This is a genomic window from [Phormidium] sp. LEGE 05292 (assembly GCF_015207735.1).
Classification (GTDB): Bacteria; Cyanobacteriota; Cyanobacteriia; order Cyanobacteriales; family Aerosakkonemataceae; genus Floridanema.
The window spans coordinates 1-14777 of the sequence record NZ_JADEWG010000063.1 but is presented as its reverse complement, the minus strand read 5'-3'; the positions used below and the strand labels follow the sequence as shown (position 1 = coordinate 14777).

16 protein-coding genes are annotated in these 14777 nt (G+C 39.6%); 12 read left to right on the top strand and 4 right to left on the bottom strand.

The genetic code is table 11. From position 1 onward, the window contains the following. The first annotated feature begins 311 nt into the window (after positions 1–311). On the top strand, positions 312–830 hold the full coding sequence (locus tag IQ264_RS17845) for a hypothetical protein (RefSeq protein ID WP_193982150.1): 519 nt from the start codon (positions 312–314) through the stop codon (positions 828–830). Between the two features lies 1 nt (position 831). Further along, positions 832–1725 (top strand): OmpA family protein, encoded by an 894-nt coding sequence (locus IQ264_RS17840; protein WP_193982149.1) that lies wholly within the window; start codon positions 832–834, stop codon positions 1723–1725. A 266-nt stretch (positions 1726–1991) separates the two neighbouring features. On the opposite strand, the gene metK is transcribed toward IQ264_RS17840, so the two are convergent. Continuing rightward, positions 1992–3254, bottom strand: a complete 1263-nt coding sequence (gene metK, locus IQ264_RS17835; protein WP_193982148.1) for a methionine adenosyltransferase — start codon at positions 3252–3254, stop codon at positions 1992–1994. Between the two features lie 351 nt (positions 3255–3605). On the opposite strand from metK, the gene IQ264_RS17830 reads away from it, so the two are divergent. The 8 genes from IQ264_RS17830 (at position 3606) to IQ264_RS17795 (ending at position 12329) form a co-directional block, all read left to right on the top strand. Further along, positions 3606–4127, top strand: a complete 522-nt coding sequence (locus IQ264_RS17830) for an FHA domain-containing protein (RefSeq protein ID WP_193982147.1) — start codon at positions 3606–3608, stop codon at positions 4125–4127. A 13-nt stretch (positions 4128–4140) separates the two neighbouring features. Beyond that, the gene (locus tag IQ264_RS17825; RefSeq protein ID WP_193982146.1) at positions 4141–6114 is read left to right on the top strand and encodes an FHA domain-containing protein; all 1974 of its coding nucleotides are present in this window, start codon (positions 4141–4143) and stop codon (positions 6112–6114) included. Positions 6115–6209: 95 nt separating this feature from the next. Beyond that, complete coding sequence (locus IQ264_RS17820) at positions 6210–6959, top strand: phytochelatin synthase family protein (RefSeq protein WP_193982145.1); 750 nt, start codon at positions 6210–6212, stop codon at positions 6957–6959. Positions 6960–6988: 29 nt separating this feature from the next. Beyond that, positions 6989–7417 carry a hypothetical protein gene (locus tag IQ264_RS17815; protein WP_193982144.1) on the top strand — a complete coding sequence of 143 codons (429 nt, stop codon included), beginning with the start codon at positions 6989–6991 and terminating at the stop codon, positions 7415–7417. A gap of 233 nt (positions 7418–7650) precedes the next feature. Next, positions 7651–8439 carry a zinc-dependent metalloprotease family protein gene (locus tag IQ264_RS17810; RefSeq protein ID WP_193982143.1) on the top strand — a complete coding sequence of 263 codons (789 nt, stop codon included), beginning with the start codon at positions 7651–7653 and terminating at the stop codon, positions 8437–8439. Between the two features lie 250 nt (positions 8440–8689). After that, a complete protein-coding gene (locus IQ264_RS17805; RefSeq protein WP_193982142.1) occupies positions 8690–10879 on the top strand; it encodes a cation:proton antiporter in 2190 nt (729 codons plus the stop codon). A 77-nt stretch (positions 10880–10956) separates the two neighbouring features. After that, positions 10957–11454: a hypothetical protein gene (locus IQ264_RS17800; RefSeq protein ID WP_193982141.1), complete on the top strand. Its 498-nt coding sequence runs from the start codon at positions 10957–10959 to the stop codon at positions 11452–11454. A gap of 14 nt (positions 11455–11468) precedes the next feature. Next, a complete protein-coding gene (locus IQ264_RS17795) occupies positions 11469–12329 on the top strand; it encodes a shikimate dehydrogenase (RefSeq protein WP_193982140.1) in 861 nt (286 codons plus the stop codon). A gap of 36 nt (positions 12330–12365) precedes the next feature. On the opposite strand, the gene IQ264_RS17790 is transcribed toward IQ264_RS17795, so the two are convergent. Then, positions 12366–12968, bottom strand: a complete 603-nt coding sequence (locus IQ264_RS17790) for a hypothetical protein (protein ID WP_193982139.1) — start codon at positions 12966–12968, stop codon at positions 12366–12368. A 174-nt stretch (positions 12969–13142) separates the two neighbouring features. Here IQ264_RS17790 and IQ264_RS17785 point away from each other — a divergent pair, with 174 nt between their 5' ends. After that, the gene (locus tag IQ264_RS17785) at positions 13143–13574 is read left to right on the top strand and encodes a hypothetical protein (RefSeq protein WP_193982138.1); all 432 of its coding nucleotides are present in this window, start codon (positions 13143–13145) and stop codon (positions 13572–13574) included. 56 nt (positions 13575–13630) lie between these two features. Here the strand turns inward: IQ264_RS17785 and IQ264_RS17780 are convergent, their stop codons facing one another. Both IQ264_RS17780 and IQ264_RS17775 read right to left on the bottom strand, forming a co-directional pair. Continuing rightward, a complete protein-coding gene (locus IQ264_RS17780; protein WP_193982137.1) occupies positions 13631–13912 on the bottom strand; it encodes a YggT family protein in 282 nt (93 codons plus the stop codon). A gap of 139 nt (positions 13913–14051) precedes the next feature. Continuing rightward, positions 14052–14429 carry a hypothetical protein gene (locus IQ264_RS17775; RefSeq protein ID WP_193982136.1) on the bottom strand — a complete coding sequence of 126 codons (378 nt, stop codon included), beginning with the start codon at positions 14427–14429 and terminating at the stop codon, positions 14052–14054. A gap of 88 nt (positions 14430–14517) precedes the next feature. On the opposite strand from IQ264_RS17775, the gene IQ264_RS17770 reads away from it, so the two are divergent. Beyond that, the coding region (locus tag IQ264_RS17770) for a hypothetical protein (RefSeq protein ID WP_193982135.1) at positions 14518–14777 on the top strand (260 nt) is incomplete at its 3' end.

The following is a 14777-nucleotide window of genomic DNA, read 5'->3' as shown; positions in this document are numbered from 1 at the left end:
CGCTTGTATGATTACCGATCGCACAGAGGCAGCTTGAGTTTGATGTACATAATCGGCAGGCTTCTAATTTTGTTTGAGAAATAGCAAGTGAGTAAAATTGAGCGATCGATCAAAATAATCATTGCCCCTCCCCCTGTACGGGGAAGGGTTTGGGATGGGTTTAATTAATCGTATATTCATAGAAAATAGGTATTACTTAAATTTCCTGTACTTCTGGTATTTAAACTGCCGCAAATTTCCGTATTTTTCAGGAATCTTAAGTGCGATCGATAGTTATAAAATTAACTACAAAAGCCAAATCTAACTCGATTATGAAAGCTAGTATTCTACCAATATTAACCTCCATATCCCTAGTGTGCATCGCCTGTCAATCCAACCTAACACAGCAATCTTCTACAGCTACAACACCAAATACTCAAACCCCTGTGGCAACTCCTAAAACTTCTTTGCCACCAACGCAAACTTATGATTTGCAAGTAAACGATCCGCAAGTTGTAGCCAGATTAACCCAAATTGCCTTTACTGATGACAGCGTTGTTGTCACTATGGCATTTACTAATGTTAGTCAGGAACCAATTCAGTTAAACTCTAGAGATGATTTGATTCTAAAAGACGATACATATAACAGTACCTACCGTTTAGCAACTCCACCAGATAATCCTAAAATCCAAATTCAACCGGGAACTACTCTTAAAGGACAATTCGTTTTCATTGGTAGAGTTTCACCCAAAGCAACTAACTTAGATATTTCGACGAATTCTAGTCAATACGGTTATAAAAACTTTCCTCGCGTAAGCTTCAGTAATGTATTAATTCAAAGGGGAAAGTAAAATGATTAAGCTAATTAGACAGCTAAATTTGCTGTTTGCCTTAGTTGCTGTGGTGGGTTTTTCCTATTTAGATTTTCGCAGGAATAATACATATCCCAAAGTTACCACATTAGAAATAGTACCAGTTGCCGTTTCCAAATTAGAAATTGTATCTGCCACTTCCAGCAGCGTAGAAACAGCAAATCAAACTACTCCTACTACTCAGTTACAAACCGAAAATCAAACTGTTACTGCAACTCAATTAGAAGTTGAATCTTCTAGTTCTAATTTAGAAGTACAAAATTCCCCGACTCCCACTACAGTAGAAACAGAAAAACAACCCGTTCCTTCGACTAAAGTAGAAGTTGAATCCTCAACTAACACAAATGTAAAAGTAGAAACCTCCCCGACTCCCGTTACTAAAGTTGAAGTCGAAACTCAACCAGTTACACCTAGCAAAGTAGAAGTTGAAACCCCACCGCAGACAAAAATTACAGCCGCTACAGTCGAAAAGACTATAACTGAATTAAAAGCCGAAAAAACCAAATTAGGAATTAAAATCAACCTTCCCGAACATATCTTATTTGACTTTGACAAATATTACGTTCGCGCTACAGCAAAACCCACATTAACTAAAATCAATCAACTGTTGACTTACTACGGCAAATCAGAAGTTTTAATTAACGGACACACTGATAGTAAAGGCAGTAACACTTACAACGAAGAACTTTCTCAAAAAAGAGCCGCAGCAGTCAAGTACTACTTTATTAATGTGTATAAAGTACCAGCAAAGCGAATACAAACTAAAGGATTGGGCAAAAATCAACCAATAGCGCCTAATAATAAAACTGATGGTTCAGATAATCCAGAAGGGAGACAAAAAAATCGGCGGGTAGAAGTAATTATCAAAACTTAAAACCTAAAAATCATTTGTATTTATCTGCATTCATCTGCCTGCTAAAAACCAAAAACTCAGCCACTCAACAAAAAGCTAAAAGTACATCTGCGTTCATCTGCGTTCATCTGCGTTCTAAAAACTAAAATTCCAGCCCCCACCAAAAAGCTAACAGTACATCTGTGTTTATCTGTGGATATCTATGGTAAAAAATTCTAGGACTTATCTGGATTACCAAAATGTTTGCTAGTAGAGACGTTTCATGAAACGTCTCTACAGCTAACTGTTTAACTTACAGGAACAGAAAGTTCTTGCTTAAGTGCTTCTTTCAACAAAGATGCTTTGTCAGTTTTTTCCCAAGGTAAGTCTAAATCTGTGCGTCCTAAATGACCATAAGCGGCGACCTCTTGATAGAAACGACCGCTTCTTTCTCCGGGTAAATGGCGTAAATTAAAGGCGGCGATAATTCCGGCTGGACGTAGTTCAAAATTTTCTTTGACTAAATTGAGTAAAGTATCATCGTCTACCTTGCCAGTTCCGAAAGTATCGATCATCATACTTACAGGACGAGCTACACCGATCGCATAACTAAGTTGTACCTCGCACTTCTGGGCCAAACCAGCAGCCACAATATTTTTAGCCACATAACGGCAAGCATAAGCGGCGCTACGGTCTACTTTTGTGGGGTCTTTACCAGAAAAAGCACCGCCACCGTGACGGGAGTAACCGCCATAAGTATCAACAATAATTTTCCGACCAGTCAAGCCAGAATCACCTTGCGGGCCACCAATCACAAATTTACCTGTAGGATTGACTAAAAAGCGAGTTTCTGCATCCGGTTTCACATCGATGTCAGCAAAAACTGGAAGCACTACTTTTTCCCAAAGGTCTTCTTTGATTTTGGCTTGCACTGCACTTTCGTCAGTAATATCGCCAATGGTAGCAGTATGCTGAGTGGAAACCAGGATTGTGTCAATACCTACGGGTTTTCCGTCTTCGTAAGCCACTGTTACTTGAGTTTTGCCATCTGGACGCAGGTAAGTCAACTCTCCAGTTTTGCGGACTGCGGCTAGTCTGCGAGCAATCCGGTGCGCTAAACTGATCGGCAAGGGCATTAACTCAGGGGTTTCGTTGCAAGCAAAACCGAACATTATACCCTGATCTCCCGCACCAATGGCATCGAAAGCATGAGAGTCATTTTGTTCGCGAGTTTCTTGGGCGGTGTTCACCCCTTGGGCGATGTCGGGCGATTGTTCATCTAAAGCTACCAAGACGGTGCAACTATGCGCCGCAAAGCCATTTTCGGAATCAGTGTAACCAATTTCGGCAATTTTTTTGCGGACGACATCAACGTAGTTAATATGAGCTTTGGTAGTAATTTCCCCCGTAATTAATACTAAACCTGTGTTTACTACAACTTCTGCGGCTACACGGCTATGGGGGTCTTCAGCGAGTAGCCTATCTAAAATAGAATCTGAAATTTGATCGCAAATTTTATCAGGATGACCTTCGGTGACAGATTCGGAGGTGAATAGGTAGCGACGAGTCAAAGGTAGCTCCTCCTTAAGAATGTGGGCTAGTAATCACTAAACTATCTGGGCTGAATTCAACCACTGTAATCAGCCATCATAACAAGATTTACACCCTTAAGCAGACCGAGATTTGGTTTATTACGTAATTGATATGATTTGGCTGAGAATTAATCCATAATTACAATCTTACTATGTCTGTGCTTTGGCGAGTGCAATAGACGCAAGCACAGGCTACACCAACGCGATACTATAAGAACTTGAAGTAAGTAAGTTTAATAAATTGCTGTATTAGCTCTAGACCAAGAAAATTTAGAGTGAGAAAATGAAGTAATTTTCCAGATATATTTAAGGATAAATGAGAACCGAGTGATGAACGAAATTACTCTTGAATGGCAAGAAGCAGGTAAAATTAGAAAAGTGGTTATTGGCGATCGACAAGTTAGCAAAAATCCCGGTACGGTGCGGTTAGGTCGTGACCCTGTTAAAGCTGATATTGTATTAACTCATCCTACAGTTTCCGGGTTGCACGTAGAGATATTTTTTAACCAAAATTGCCAATGTTTTCAGGTGCGAAACTTGCGCCAAAGTAATCCTCCGTTGGTGGATGGCAAAAACTTGATTCAAGGCGAAATGGTTTTAAGTCAGGGTAGCACTATTTGTTTGGGACAAACAGAAATTAAAGTTGTGGCTGTAAGTTTGGCTGGTAGTAGTGTTCCTCCTACAATTTTAATGCCGCCTAACTCTGGAAATTCGGGAAATCAGATTTATGGTTTAAAATGTCCGAAGTGCGATCGCATTTCTCCTTTTGAGCAGTTAGACTTAGGTTGTCCTTGGTGCGGTACTTCTTTAGCGGCAGCTTCCAGTGTATTAATTACTCCGAACACTCTCTAATTTCTGAGCAATTATGAATCCTCAATCTCTACAAATTCGGCTGAGTTGGCAAGATCCTGTAACTGGAGAACGGCGAGAACCTTTGTTAAATCTTCCTGTTGCTTTAGGACGAGAATTTGCCCAAATGCCAGCCGAAATTAGAGGTTTGCGTGTTTCTCGCATTGTGTTAAATACTCCGGGAATTTCTCGCTTTCATGCTTTAATTGATCTCGACGCAAGCGGTTTAATAGTAATTGACCAAAATACGGTTAATGGTATTTTGGTTAATGGTCAACGTCAGACGCGATGTTTGTTAGCTAATGGCGATCTTTTACAAATTGCTGATTATCACATTACGGTTTCTTTTTCTGCGGTTCCAGCGCCAGTAGCTTCTCCCATTCCTGCCACAATTAGTTTTAATCCAGATACAGATTTACCTGAGTCAGTAATCGTTGCTCCGGCTGTTTCTTTTGGACAAACTTTTCCCCCTAATTTCTTTCAATCACCGCAAGTAAATGTTCAAGATTTATATGCAAGTGGTAACGCAGTAGATGAAGTTAATTATACAGCAGTTGGGGCAGGTTTGGGAAGCTTTTTTTGGGTTGATTTGTTGCGAATTTCTGGAGTTGAAACTAATCAAATTGTGGCTTTAGGATTGGAAGAAAAACCTTATGCACGCTATCAACGTTTGTGCCTGAATTCTCAAATTCTTCCGCATGAGAGATTGCGTTCTAATTCTGATTCTTGCCCTGATAATATTTGGGGTTGGCCGAGTTATGCTTTAAGGGAAGCTTGGCACTATTTAACTAAGGGAAAAGTGAGTAATGCTTTGGGTTATTTGTGGCAAGTTTTTGCAGAACCAACTTTTACTCAAACTTATACCCCGCGATCGGGAAATGTGTTTGCTTCGATCGATCGCGAAGCCCAAAGAATTGGTTGGGAGCAAATATTTCGTAATGGTAGCGTGCGGGCAATTCGTAAAACCACTGATGGGCGTTATGCGATCGCCTATTCGCGCCGTCGTTCCAGCACAGCACCCCCAGATCGCGCTTTTTTAATTACCCAATTTGTGCATTTAGCTACAGGTTATCCCGCCATTCAATTTTTACCAGATTTACAAGCGTACCGCCAACAAACTAATGATTTTAAATCAGTAGTTAATGCTTATGAAGACCATCATCATGTTTATGAATATCTAGAAAATCAAGGTGGTACAGTTTTAATTCGCGGTCGGGGAATCGTAGCTTCGCGGATTATCCAAAGGATTTATGAAGCGAGACAACATAATAAGTATATTTCGATTTTGCATTTAATGCGATCGCCAAAACCTCAAGGTAACAAATTTGCTTCTGCCCAGCGTCAAGTAGAAAATCATTATGAATTTCAACCCTTTAATTGGCCGAAAGCTTGTTGGGGTGGCGACTTAAGAGAAATGTTAGAAAAAGCCTCTCCCCAGGAAAGAAAAGCGTTATTAAAACAGTGGGGAGGGACTACAACAGCCGATCGCAAAGATTGGAAACGTATAGTTAATCAAGGAATAAAAGAAGGCTGGTATCAAATCACCTTTGGCGAAGTAGAAAAAGTAGAACGCGATGCCCATAATAGAACCGTTACTTACATTCAAGAACAGGGATTAAAAGGGCAAATCCGCCTGGAAGCAGACTTTATTATTGATGCTACTGGATTGGATGCTCAAGTCATAGCCAGTCCTTTATTAAATGACTTAGTAAAACAATATAATTTGCCATTACTTGATAATGGTAGATTAGCCGTCGCTAATGATTTTGAAATAGTAGAAATGCGGAATCAAAGAGGTAGAATATATGCCAGTGGTGCGATAACTTTAGGTAATTCTTATGCCGCAGTTGATAGCTTTTTGGGGTTACAATATGCCGCCCTTTGCGCTGTGGATAGTTTAGCCACAGTTAAAGCCCCAAAATTACATAAACTAAACCTAATTACTTCTTTTATTCAATGGTTAAAATGGGCTATTAATCAATCACCCTAAACCTACTTAACTTTATTGAGTACTTTGTATCTATTAGCAATTGGCAATTATACAAAGCTTTTCTGATAAACTTTACCCAATTTGGGAAAAGATCCATGAACACCAAGGGACATCTCCTTCGTCTACTAAAGATTATCGGTATACCCTCGTTAACTTTCCTGTTGGGGTTTGGTGTTGCTAGCATAAGACCTCAAACAAAGCAGCTTCCCATTTCCCAAAACCTGATTTCTCTTGACTCCACCGAGGGAGAACAATTGTTGATCGCAAGTACTGCAAAACAGGACTATTTGCCCCTAAGTATCCATTTTATAACTCAGGAAAATCAAGCTTACTGTGGGGTGGCGAGTATTGTTATGGTTCTCAATGCTCTTTCCATTCCAGCGCCAGTTGAACCTAAATTCGGCAATGTCCATGTTTTTACGCAAGATAATGTCTTTAATGCCCAAATGATTAATGTAAAAACACCTTCCAAAATTTCCTTTGAAGGTATGACTTTAGAAGAATTGGGTAAATTATTAAAAAGTTATCCTCTTAAAGTAGAGGTTCATTATGCCAGCAACATGACATTAAATGAATTTCGCAATATGACTGTAAAAAATTTGCAAGAATCAAATAATTTTGTTATTGTTAACTACTTGCGTAAATCAGTTGGTCAGCAAATAGGAGGACATATTTCCCCTATAGCTGCTTACAACCAAAAGACCGATCGATTTCTGATCCTAGATGTCTCTCGCTATAAATATCCTCCAGTCTGGGTGAAAGCAGAAGAACTTTGGCGAGCAATGGCAACAAAAGATCCTTCTACTGGCAAGACGCGAGGTTTGGTGCTGGTAAGTAAAAGTTAAAGTTAGTAATTTTCTGATTTCATCCTTTTATGACTCCCACTCTTTTTGGTAGATGGCAAACTCGTTTATTATTATTAGCAACAGTCGGTGTATTAGTAACTTTACCTTTTGCATTAGGAATTACTAGCCCTGCTTCCAGTTCTGTTTATTTTTGGGTATTAGGATATATTGCCATTTTTGGCATTTTTTGGGATATTCTTTATAATTATTGGCAAAAATTTCGCTGGGATCGAGATTGGCCGGGAATATTTCAATTATTGGCAGGGATTTGGGAAGCAATTTTCTTAATAATAATTATTAAATTGTTGCAATTACCTTTACCCGGAATTAAAAATTTAGATTTAAACTTGTTTATCCGCCATTACAGTTTGGTTTGGCTAGGTATTTATCTGGCATCTCAAACAGTAATGCGAGTACTGTTTCCTCGCTGGCGGTTTCGTGGTGGTCAGTGGTTGTAAACAAATTCATCAAAAGTTCCGTGAAAATCAGGAATTTTTAGCAAACAGTGTGAAGCTTATATAAAGAAAGCAGAATAGCTCAGAAGAAATTGGCTATTGGCAACAGTACCTTACCTGGCAGGGTACAGGAAAACTTTGCCCACACCTAATATTGCTTATGTGCAGAAGCTACAAAAAGCTACTTCTGAGCATTTTAAATGTCAATTTTTACTATCTAAATCATGGGAGTACAAATGTCTAATTTGAAAAATTTCAAGTATTGGCAGCTTTTTCTCGGCTTCAGTTTGTTAACTTTTCCAGCAGTGATGATGGAAAAGGTTTTGGCTGCAACTATCGATCGGCGTGTGGTTGTTCAGCCGATTCAAGTATGCAATGATTTGGGTAATAGTTGCGCGAATCCCGATCGCAAACTTTTTGAAGCAGAAACAGATAAAATTTGGGCTCAAGCGGGTATTGACGTTGATTTTTTATCTTGGAACATATTTAATGAAACTGATTTTCTGAGTGTAACTGGCTCGGAATTTAATAGCTTGACTCTTACTCCTGGACATGGACAGAACTCAGATCCATTGGTGCTGAATATGTTCTTCGTGAATTTACTCGAAGGCGCTTATGGAATAGGATGGTTAGGCTTGAATGGAATTGCAATTGCAGATGATGTTTTTAGTTTTAACGGCGGTATTGGTCGATTGGATACGATCGCTCATGAGATGGGTCATAACTTGGGCTTAGGTCATGATAACTTTGGATCGGGCGGTTCAGATAACCTGATGACAGCAGGATTTGCTCGCGATGTACCCAGTTCTATTAATGATATTTTCCCAGATGGATTAAAGCTCGATCGCCTTACCACTGCACAAATAGATGAAGTTAGAACTAGCAAGTTTTTACAACCCCTCGCAAATAAAGTTCCCGAACCAACTGGAACTTTAGCTTTAGTGGGTCTAGGAATGTTTGGCTTCTACAAGAGTGTTAAAAGCAAAAGCAATAGAGCCAGAAAATCCTTAACTTTAGCAAAGTAAAAGCATAATTAACTCAAGTTGCTAGTTACAAGTCTGGCTCTTTCTTAGCCCCCCTTTTGATCCCCCCTCCGCCCCCCTTATTAAGGGGGGAACATTGACAATTTCTATCTTGGCGATCGCATACAAATCTTAAATTACACCTATGCTCCAGACCTTTAAGTTAACTTAACAGTAGACTGTAAGCGTCAAGATACCTACAATATTATGCCAGTGCTGCCATGTAATAATGTAGGCTCTGTTTGAGGAAATTATGCAGACAGTCGTTTTAGTTTTAATTCAAGTCTTAATTGTCATCGGACTTTCCCGACTTGTAGGTTTAGGATTTCGCTTGATTAAGCAACCTTTGGTGATTGGAGAAATCGTCGCCGGAATCATGCTTGGGCCATCTTTATTAGGTTTAGTTGCTCCTGGAATCGCAGCAACTTTATTCCCCGCCGAAACTATTCCTTTCCTGAATGTACTGTCTCAGGTAGGATTAATATTTTTCATGTTTTTAATTGGCTTGGAATTAGACCCAAAATATCTTAAAGGCAATTTAGATATCGCAATTTTAACTTCTAACGTTAGTATTTTAGTGCCTTTTTCTTTAGCTAGTTTACTATCTCTTGGTCTTTATCCGTTACTTTCTAATTCCAGTGTTTCTTTTACTGCCTTTGCCCTATTTTTAGGTGCGGCAATGTCGATTACAGCTTTTCCTGTTTTGGCGCGAATTATTACAGAAAATAATTTACAAGGAACAAGGTTAGGAACTTTAGCTTTAACTTGTGCTGCTGTTGATGATGTGACAGCTTGGTGTTTGTTGGCTTTGGCGATCGCAGTCACTCGCAGCAACAGTATGATCGAAGCTGTACCAACAATTATTGAATCTTTAATTTACATTGCTTTAATGGTGACATTGGGGCGTTCTTTCCTCAAAAGACTCGCTACACATTACGATCGGAAAAATCGCCTCAACCAACTTGAATTAGCTGGAATTTATATGGCTGTGGTAGCTTCCGCTTTAATCACAGAATTAATCGGCATTCACCTAATTTTTGGTGCATTTTTATTAGGCGCAGTTATGCCCAAACACCCAGCTATGACCAGAGAAATAGCTGAAAAAACTGAAGATTTTGTATTGATATTTTTATTGCCAGTTTTCTTTGCTTATAGCGGATTACGTACAGAAATAGGCTTACTGAATCGAGCGGAATTATGGTTACTTTGTGCCGCCGTTGTCGGCGTTGCCATTGTGGGTAAATACGCTGGAACTTATGTAGCAGCCAGAGTTTCTGGCATTAATAAACGCGAAGCTTCAGCACTTGGTTGGTTGATGAATACTCGCGGTTTAACTGAATTAATCGTACTCAATATTGGCTTAAGTTTAGGAGTAATTTCTCCTTTATTATTCACCATGTTGGTAATCATGGCTTTGGTGACTACATTCATGACTTCGCCGTTACTGGAATGGACTTACCCCAAACGATTAATTCAACTCGATGTTTTAGAGTCAATTAGCGAACAAGAAGAAATAGTTGTAGAGGCTAAATCGCCTGTCAATCCTGCCATATCAACTCAAAACTATCGAATTTTAGTACCTATGGCTAATCCCCGGACACAAAAAGGTTTACTACAATTAGCAGTAGCAATCGCCGGGAAAAAATTAGAATCAACTGTGGTACATCCTCTCAGTTTAATTGAACTAGAAGAGGATTATTTATTCCAAAGTACTCCCTTAGAAGCTGATAGATTGATCAAAGAACGTCGGAAACGTTTGGATGAATTAATTCAGAGTTTAGAACCTCCAGAAGTTTGGCAAATGGTGCATCCAATTATCCGAATTTCTCAAGATGTAGCTAGAGAAACAGCAGAAATTGCCCTACTCGATCGTACTGATTTAATTTTAGTAGGTTGGCATCGTCCAGCTTTTAGTACTAATCGTTTAGGAGGAAGAGTTGGGCAAATTCTTACTACTGCACCCGCAGATGTAGCGGTATTTATCGATCAAGGTAAAGAAAGGTTAGAAAATTTATTAGTGCCATATTCCAGCAATATTCACGATGATTTAGCTTTGGAAATTGCCTTAAGATTACTGTTTAATCGTGATACTTGTTGTTTAACTGTTTTGCGAGTGTCAGAAAATGAACTGAACCAAAATGATTTGAGCCATGAATTTCGCAGCGTATTAGAACGTTTACCAAAAAGTATACGCGATCGCATTGACATTCGTTTTCTAGAAGCGATCGAGCCAATGGAAGCAGTAGTAGCAGCATCGGAAACAGTCGATATCACCATTGCTGGTACTAGTCGCACTTGGGGAATAGAACGTCAAACATTAGGTCGCTATACCGATTTGTTAGCTACAGAATGTCGTTCTTCTTTGTTAATTACTCGTCGATATAGTCAAGTAACTTCTCACCTTTCCTCTCTATTGGAATCGGAAAAAATTCACAATAGCTAATTCTAAATTTATGAGTAAAATTAACTCTATAATTTTACTCATAAATTGCCTTTTGTAGCCTTTACATTTGGAGAAAAATGAGTCATTTAAGTGTGAAATCTTTAGCTTTTTATGGATCTGCGATCGCTTTAGTTGTGCTTCTGTTTAAAGCTGTCACCACTTATGGTACAACTATGAAAGCACCTCCACCAATTGACGGACGTTATCGCATTACCACCCAAAATTTACCAGGATGTCTAAACTCAGAAAAGTTGTTATTAACTATTCAACAATCAGGAGTTTACTTAAATGGTTCTTTAATATCAGTCAAGACAGCAGAAGAGTTAGCAAAAACAGTAGAGGAAAAACCCTCTCTTACAGGTAAATGGAACGCTCAAAATCAAACTCAACCCTTGTATTTAACAGGGTCATTAAATGAAATAAAAGAATGTCAGAATCAATTAGTGTCAATTCGTGGTGTAGTAAATGGTAAAACTCTTAAGGGTCAAATTAAGTTGGAAACAATTCCCCAAATAGTCGGCTTTACAGCCGAAAAAGAAAACCCAGAAAAATCGTCAAAACAGCTAGGACATTAAAGTATAAAATTATCATGATTACAGGTAAAACTAAACTACTAGGCGTAATAGGCGATCCGATCGAGCATTCCCTTTCCCCAGTAATGCACAATGCTGCAATTAATAATTTAGGATTAGATTATGTCTATCTTCCTTTCCCCATAAAACCAGAAGATTTACCCGCAGCAATATCCGGTTTTGCTGCTATTGGTTTAACAGGTTTTAGTGTCACCATTCCCCACAAACAAGCAATCATTCCTTTATTAACAGAAGTATCACCAATCGCTAAAGAAATAGGCGCAGTCAACACTGTTTGGCGCACTGAAACAGGATGGAATGGCACAAATACAGATGTGGAAGGTTTTCTCGCACCTTTAAAAAATTACAACCAAAATTGGCATCAAACTACAGCATTAATCTTAGGTTATGGCGGCGCAGCGAGAGCAGTAGTTGCAGCTTGCGCTCAATTAAATTGTGCCAAAATCCAAGTTTTTGGGAGAGATACGCAAAAGTTAAAAGCTTTTCAAAATAGTTGGCAAAATTCCCAACTTGCAGTTAATTTAAGCGTTCATAATTGGCAAGAATTATCAGATTTGATCGGTGAATCAAACTTATTGGTAAATACCACACCAGTGGGAATGTATCCTCACGTCGATGAATCTCCTGTAAGTGCAGAATTAATGGGAAAATTGCCGGGAAATGCGATCGCCTACGACCTAATTTACACCCCCAATCCTACCAAATTTTTGCAACTAGCTAAAGAACATGGTGCAGAAGCGATCGACGGTTTAGAAATGCTAGTTCAACAAGGCGCAGCAGCATTACAAATTTGGCTAAAACAACAACCACCAGTAAATATAATGCGCCAATCTTTACGCCAGTACCTACAAATATAAATGATAAATGTTATTTTCCCCTCTGCCCCTCTGCCTCTAAGAAGGCCAACGCCAATTATAACGATTCCAATCATAAATTCCTTGAATTTCGTACTCAGTACCGTTATTAAAACGGATGATACAACTACTACGATCCTCTCTTTCTTCAACACTAGTTACCGTGCAAGGAACCCACATTTGACTACAAGGGCCATCTTCTTGTATCCATTCCCACAAACCATTTGATACTTCAATGCGATCGCCAACTTTCAGTTTTAACTCGGCTTCAAAACGCTCAAAATACTCAGCTAAATGCCCAGGTTGCACCAAATTTAACCATTGTAACCCGTAGCGATCGCGAATAAACTGCACCGACCCAGAATTAGTATTATTCAACCAATCATTTAATAACTGAATCTTCCAAGGTTGATTTAAACTCTCCTGTTCCTTCACAAACTCCAACAAAGCTAAACGTTCCTCAGCAGTCAACTCATCCAAAGGATTTGTTCCCTCTGAGTTTGCAGTTTCCTCCGCAGTACTAGAAAGTTTCTGCGCTACTTGCAGCAAAATCTGTTTCTGCACCTCAGTTAAAGGACAGTTAGCGGCATTACACTGGTCAAATGCAGCTTTTAAAGCAGCTTCGATCTCAGCCTGGGACATAGCACACTGTTAGGAAAAAGGACTAAATTCCACACAATTCTTAAATTTTGGATATTGGGTGGCTGTTCTTCTGTGGCAACGCACATCAGGGATGATTTTTTAATTATTGCAAAACTTTTAGAGAATTTTACAATTCGAGATATGCTGAGGTTTAGACAATTAGCGGTATATTTTATGAGGTTTCCAGCCTTAAAACTTTTCCTAGTCTCTTGCCTAATTATAATTTTGAGTTGGGGAATTACTCCATCCGCTGAAGCCCTAACTCAGATTAAGCTAACTGACATCTCATACAAAGATTGTCCGCCAGAAATGGCAGAAGGATCAGTTACCAGTGGGTCAACAATGGCTGCTAACTGCTTTCTCATCACTGGCAAAGCCAATAACACTTCCGGTAAATATGTTTATAATGCCGATGTTTTTGGTCGCATTTACGACGCTAACGGTAATTCCGTAATGGAAAATCGCAACCGGATAGGACTGATTGAAGAAATACCGCCAGGAGTCAGCGACTTTGAATTTAGAGTTTCCGTAGCAGCTAGTCAACCCACACCATTACAGCTAGAACAGTTGAAAGCGGCTGGTTTTACGGGCAAAGTCCGCCGTTAAATTCCCAGGCGTAAGAGCGTGCTTTTGCTCATACATGACACGCTCTGGCAAAAAATTTAGTACAAAAATTGCGATCGCAAACCAGTCAGAAAACCAGCGGCTAACTGTAAAACCAGTATCGCTATTGTCGGAGAAATAAAGTCGATGCCTCCGATGGGCGGAATAAATGAACGAAAGAAATTAATGTAAGGATCGGTCAGTTGACCGAGAATGGAAAGGGGTGGATCGTACCAATTGAGATTCGGAAACCAACTCAACAGGAACCGAATAATCAACAGCACCATGTAAATATTGAGAAAGGTGGCAAGTGTAGTTAGCAGCAGAGCAACTGGACTCATAACTATTGTGTTTGTTTGCTAAATTTACAAGATTATCTGCATTTCAATTTAATTTAACCGATATTCGCTGATTTCGCATCGGTTAAATAAATAGTTGCAGTACAGATTCTATTTTCGATCTTAAAGCCAAGAAAGAGATTCAGGAATTGCCTCTCAAAGTAGATCCTGAAGGCGAATCAGTTTCGCCAGTACGTTCCCTCCTCTCAGAAGTAACATTTCCATTTACATTGCCCAAAGAAAGTCGAACTTCATCAATTGTCTGATTCAATTGAGCAATCTTATCTTCCAAGCTGCGCCTAGCCATTTCAATTCGCGGTTCGGAGGCTGCTTCCATTTGACGCTTTTTACTTTTCTCAGCTTTTGTTTCTGATTGATTGGCATTTAATATAGGTGCTTCTGTTTCTGATGCTTGGTTGCTGATTCGAGAACCTAACACAGCTCCCAATACACCACCAACAACACCACCAACAAAAGACCCTACCAGAAACCCTGCTGCAAAACCATCTCGCTGACTCATATCGATTTTAGATTTTAGATTTCCGATTTTAGATTTTCGATCGCACACAAATTACTACTGTCTTCAGCTTACCTGTTGCTTAGGACAAATGCCTACCGAGGGAACTGAGGAAAGGCAGAAGGCAGAAGGCAGAAGGCAGAAGGGAAGAAAGGCAGAAGGGAAGAAAGGCAGAAGGCAGAAGGCAGAAGGGAAGAAAGGCAGAAGGCAGAAGGCAGAAGGCAGAAGGCAGAAGGCAGAAGGCAGAAGGCAGAAAGCAGAAAGGAAGAAAGACAGAAGGCAGAAGGCAGAAGGCAGAAGGCAGAAGGCAGAAGGGAAGAAAGGCAGAAGGCAGAAGGCAGAAGGCAGAAG

What these genes read in the sequence shown, in the direction of transcription:
- IQ264_RS17845 (WP_193982150.1), top strand. Translation starts at nt 312, where the DNA reads ATGAAAGCTAGTATTCTACCAATATTAACCTCCATATCCCTAGTGTGC.
- IQ264_RS17840 (WP_193982149.1), top strand. Translation starts at nt 832, where the DNA reads ATGATTAAGCTAATTAGACAGCTAAATTTGCTGTTTGCCTTAGTTGCT.
- IQ264_RS17830 (WP_193982147.1), top strand. Translation starts at nt 3,606, where the DNA reads ATGAACGAAATTACTCTTGAATGGCAAGAAGCAGGTAAAATTAGAAAA.
- IQ264_RS17825 (WP_193982146.1), top strand. Translation starts at nt 4,141, where the DNA reads ATGAATCCTCAATCTCTACAAATTCGGCTGAGTTGGCAAGATCCTGTA.
- IQ264_RS17820 (WP_193982145.1), top strand. Translation starts at nt 6,210, where the DNA reads ATGAACACCAAGGGACATCTCCTTCGTCTACTAAAGATTATCGGTATA.
- IQ264_RS17815 (WP_193982144.1), top strand. Translation starts at nt 6,989, where the DNA reads ATGACTCCCACTCTTTTTGGTAGATGGCAAACTCGTTTATTATTATTA.
- IQ264_RS17810 (WP_193982143.1), top strand. Translation starts at nt 7,651, where the DNA reads ATGTCTAATTTGAAAAATTTCAAGTATTGGCAGCTTTTTCTCGGCTTC.
- IQ264_RS17805 (WP_193982142.1), top strand. Translation starts at nt 8,690, where the DNA reads ATGCAGACAGTCGTTTTAGTTTTAATTCAAGTCTTAATTGTCATCGGA.
- IQ264_RS17800 (WP_193982141.1), top strand. Translation starts at nt 10,957, where the DNA reads ATGAGTCATTTAAGTGTGAAATCTTTAGCTTTTTATGGATCTGCGATC.
- IQ264_RS17795 (WP_193982140.1), top strand. Translation starts at nt 11,469, where the DNA reads ATGATTACAGGTAAAACTAAACTACTAGGCGTAATAGGCGATCCGATC.
- IQ264_RS17790 (WP_193982139.1), bottom strand. Translation starts at nt 12,968, where the DNA reads ATGTCCCAGGCTGAGATCGAAGCTGCTTTAAAAGCTGCATTTGACCAG.
- IQ264_RS17785 (WP_193982138.1), top strand. Translation starts at nt 13,143, where the DNA reads ATGAGGTTTCCAGCCTTAAAACTTTTCCTAGTCTCTTGCCTAATTATA.
- IQ264_RS17780 (WP_193982137.1), bottom strand. Translation starts at nt 13,912, where the DNA reads ATGAGTCCAGTTGCTCTGCTGCTAACTACACTTGCCACCTTTCTCAAT.
- IQ264_RS17775 (WP_193982136.1), bottom strand. Translation starts at nt 14,429, where the DNA reads ATGAGTCAGCGAGATGGTTTTGCAGCAGGGTTTCTGGTAGGGTCTTTT.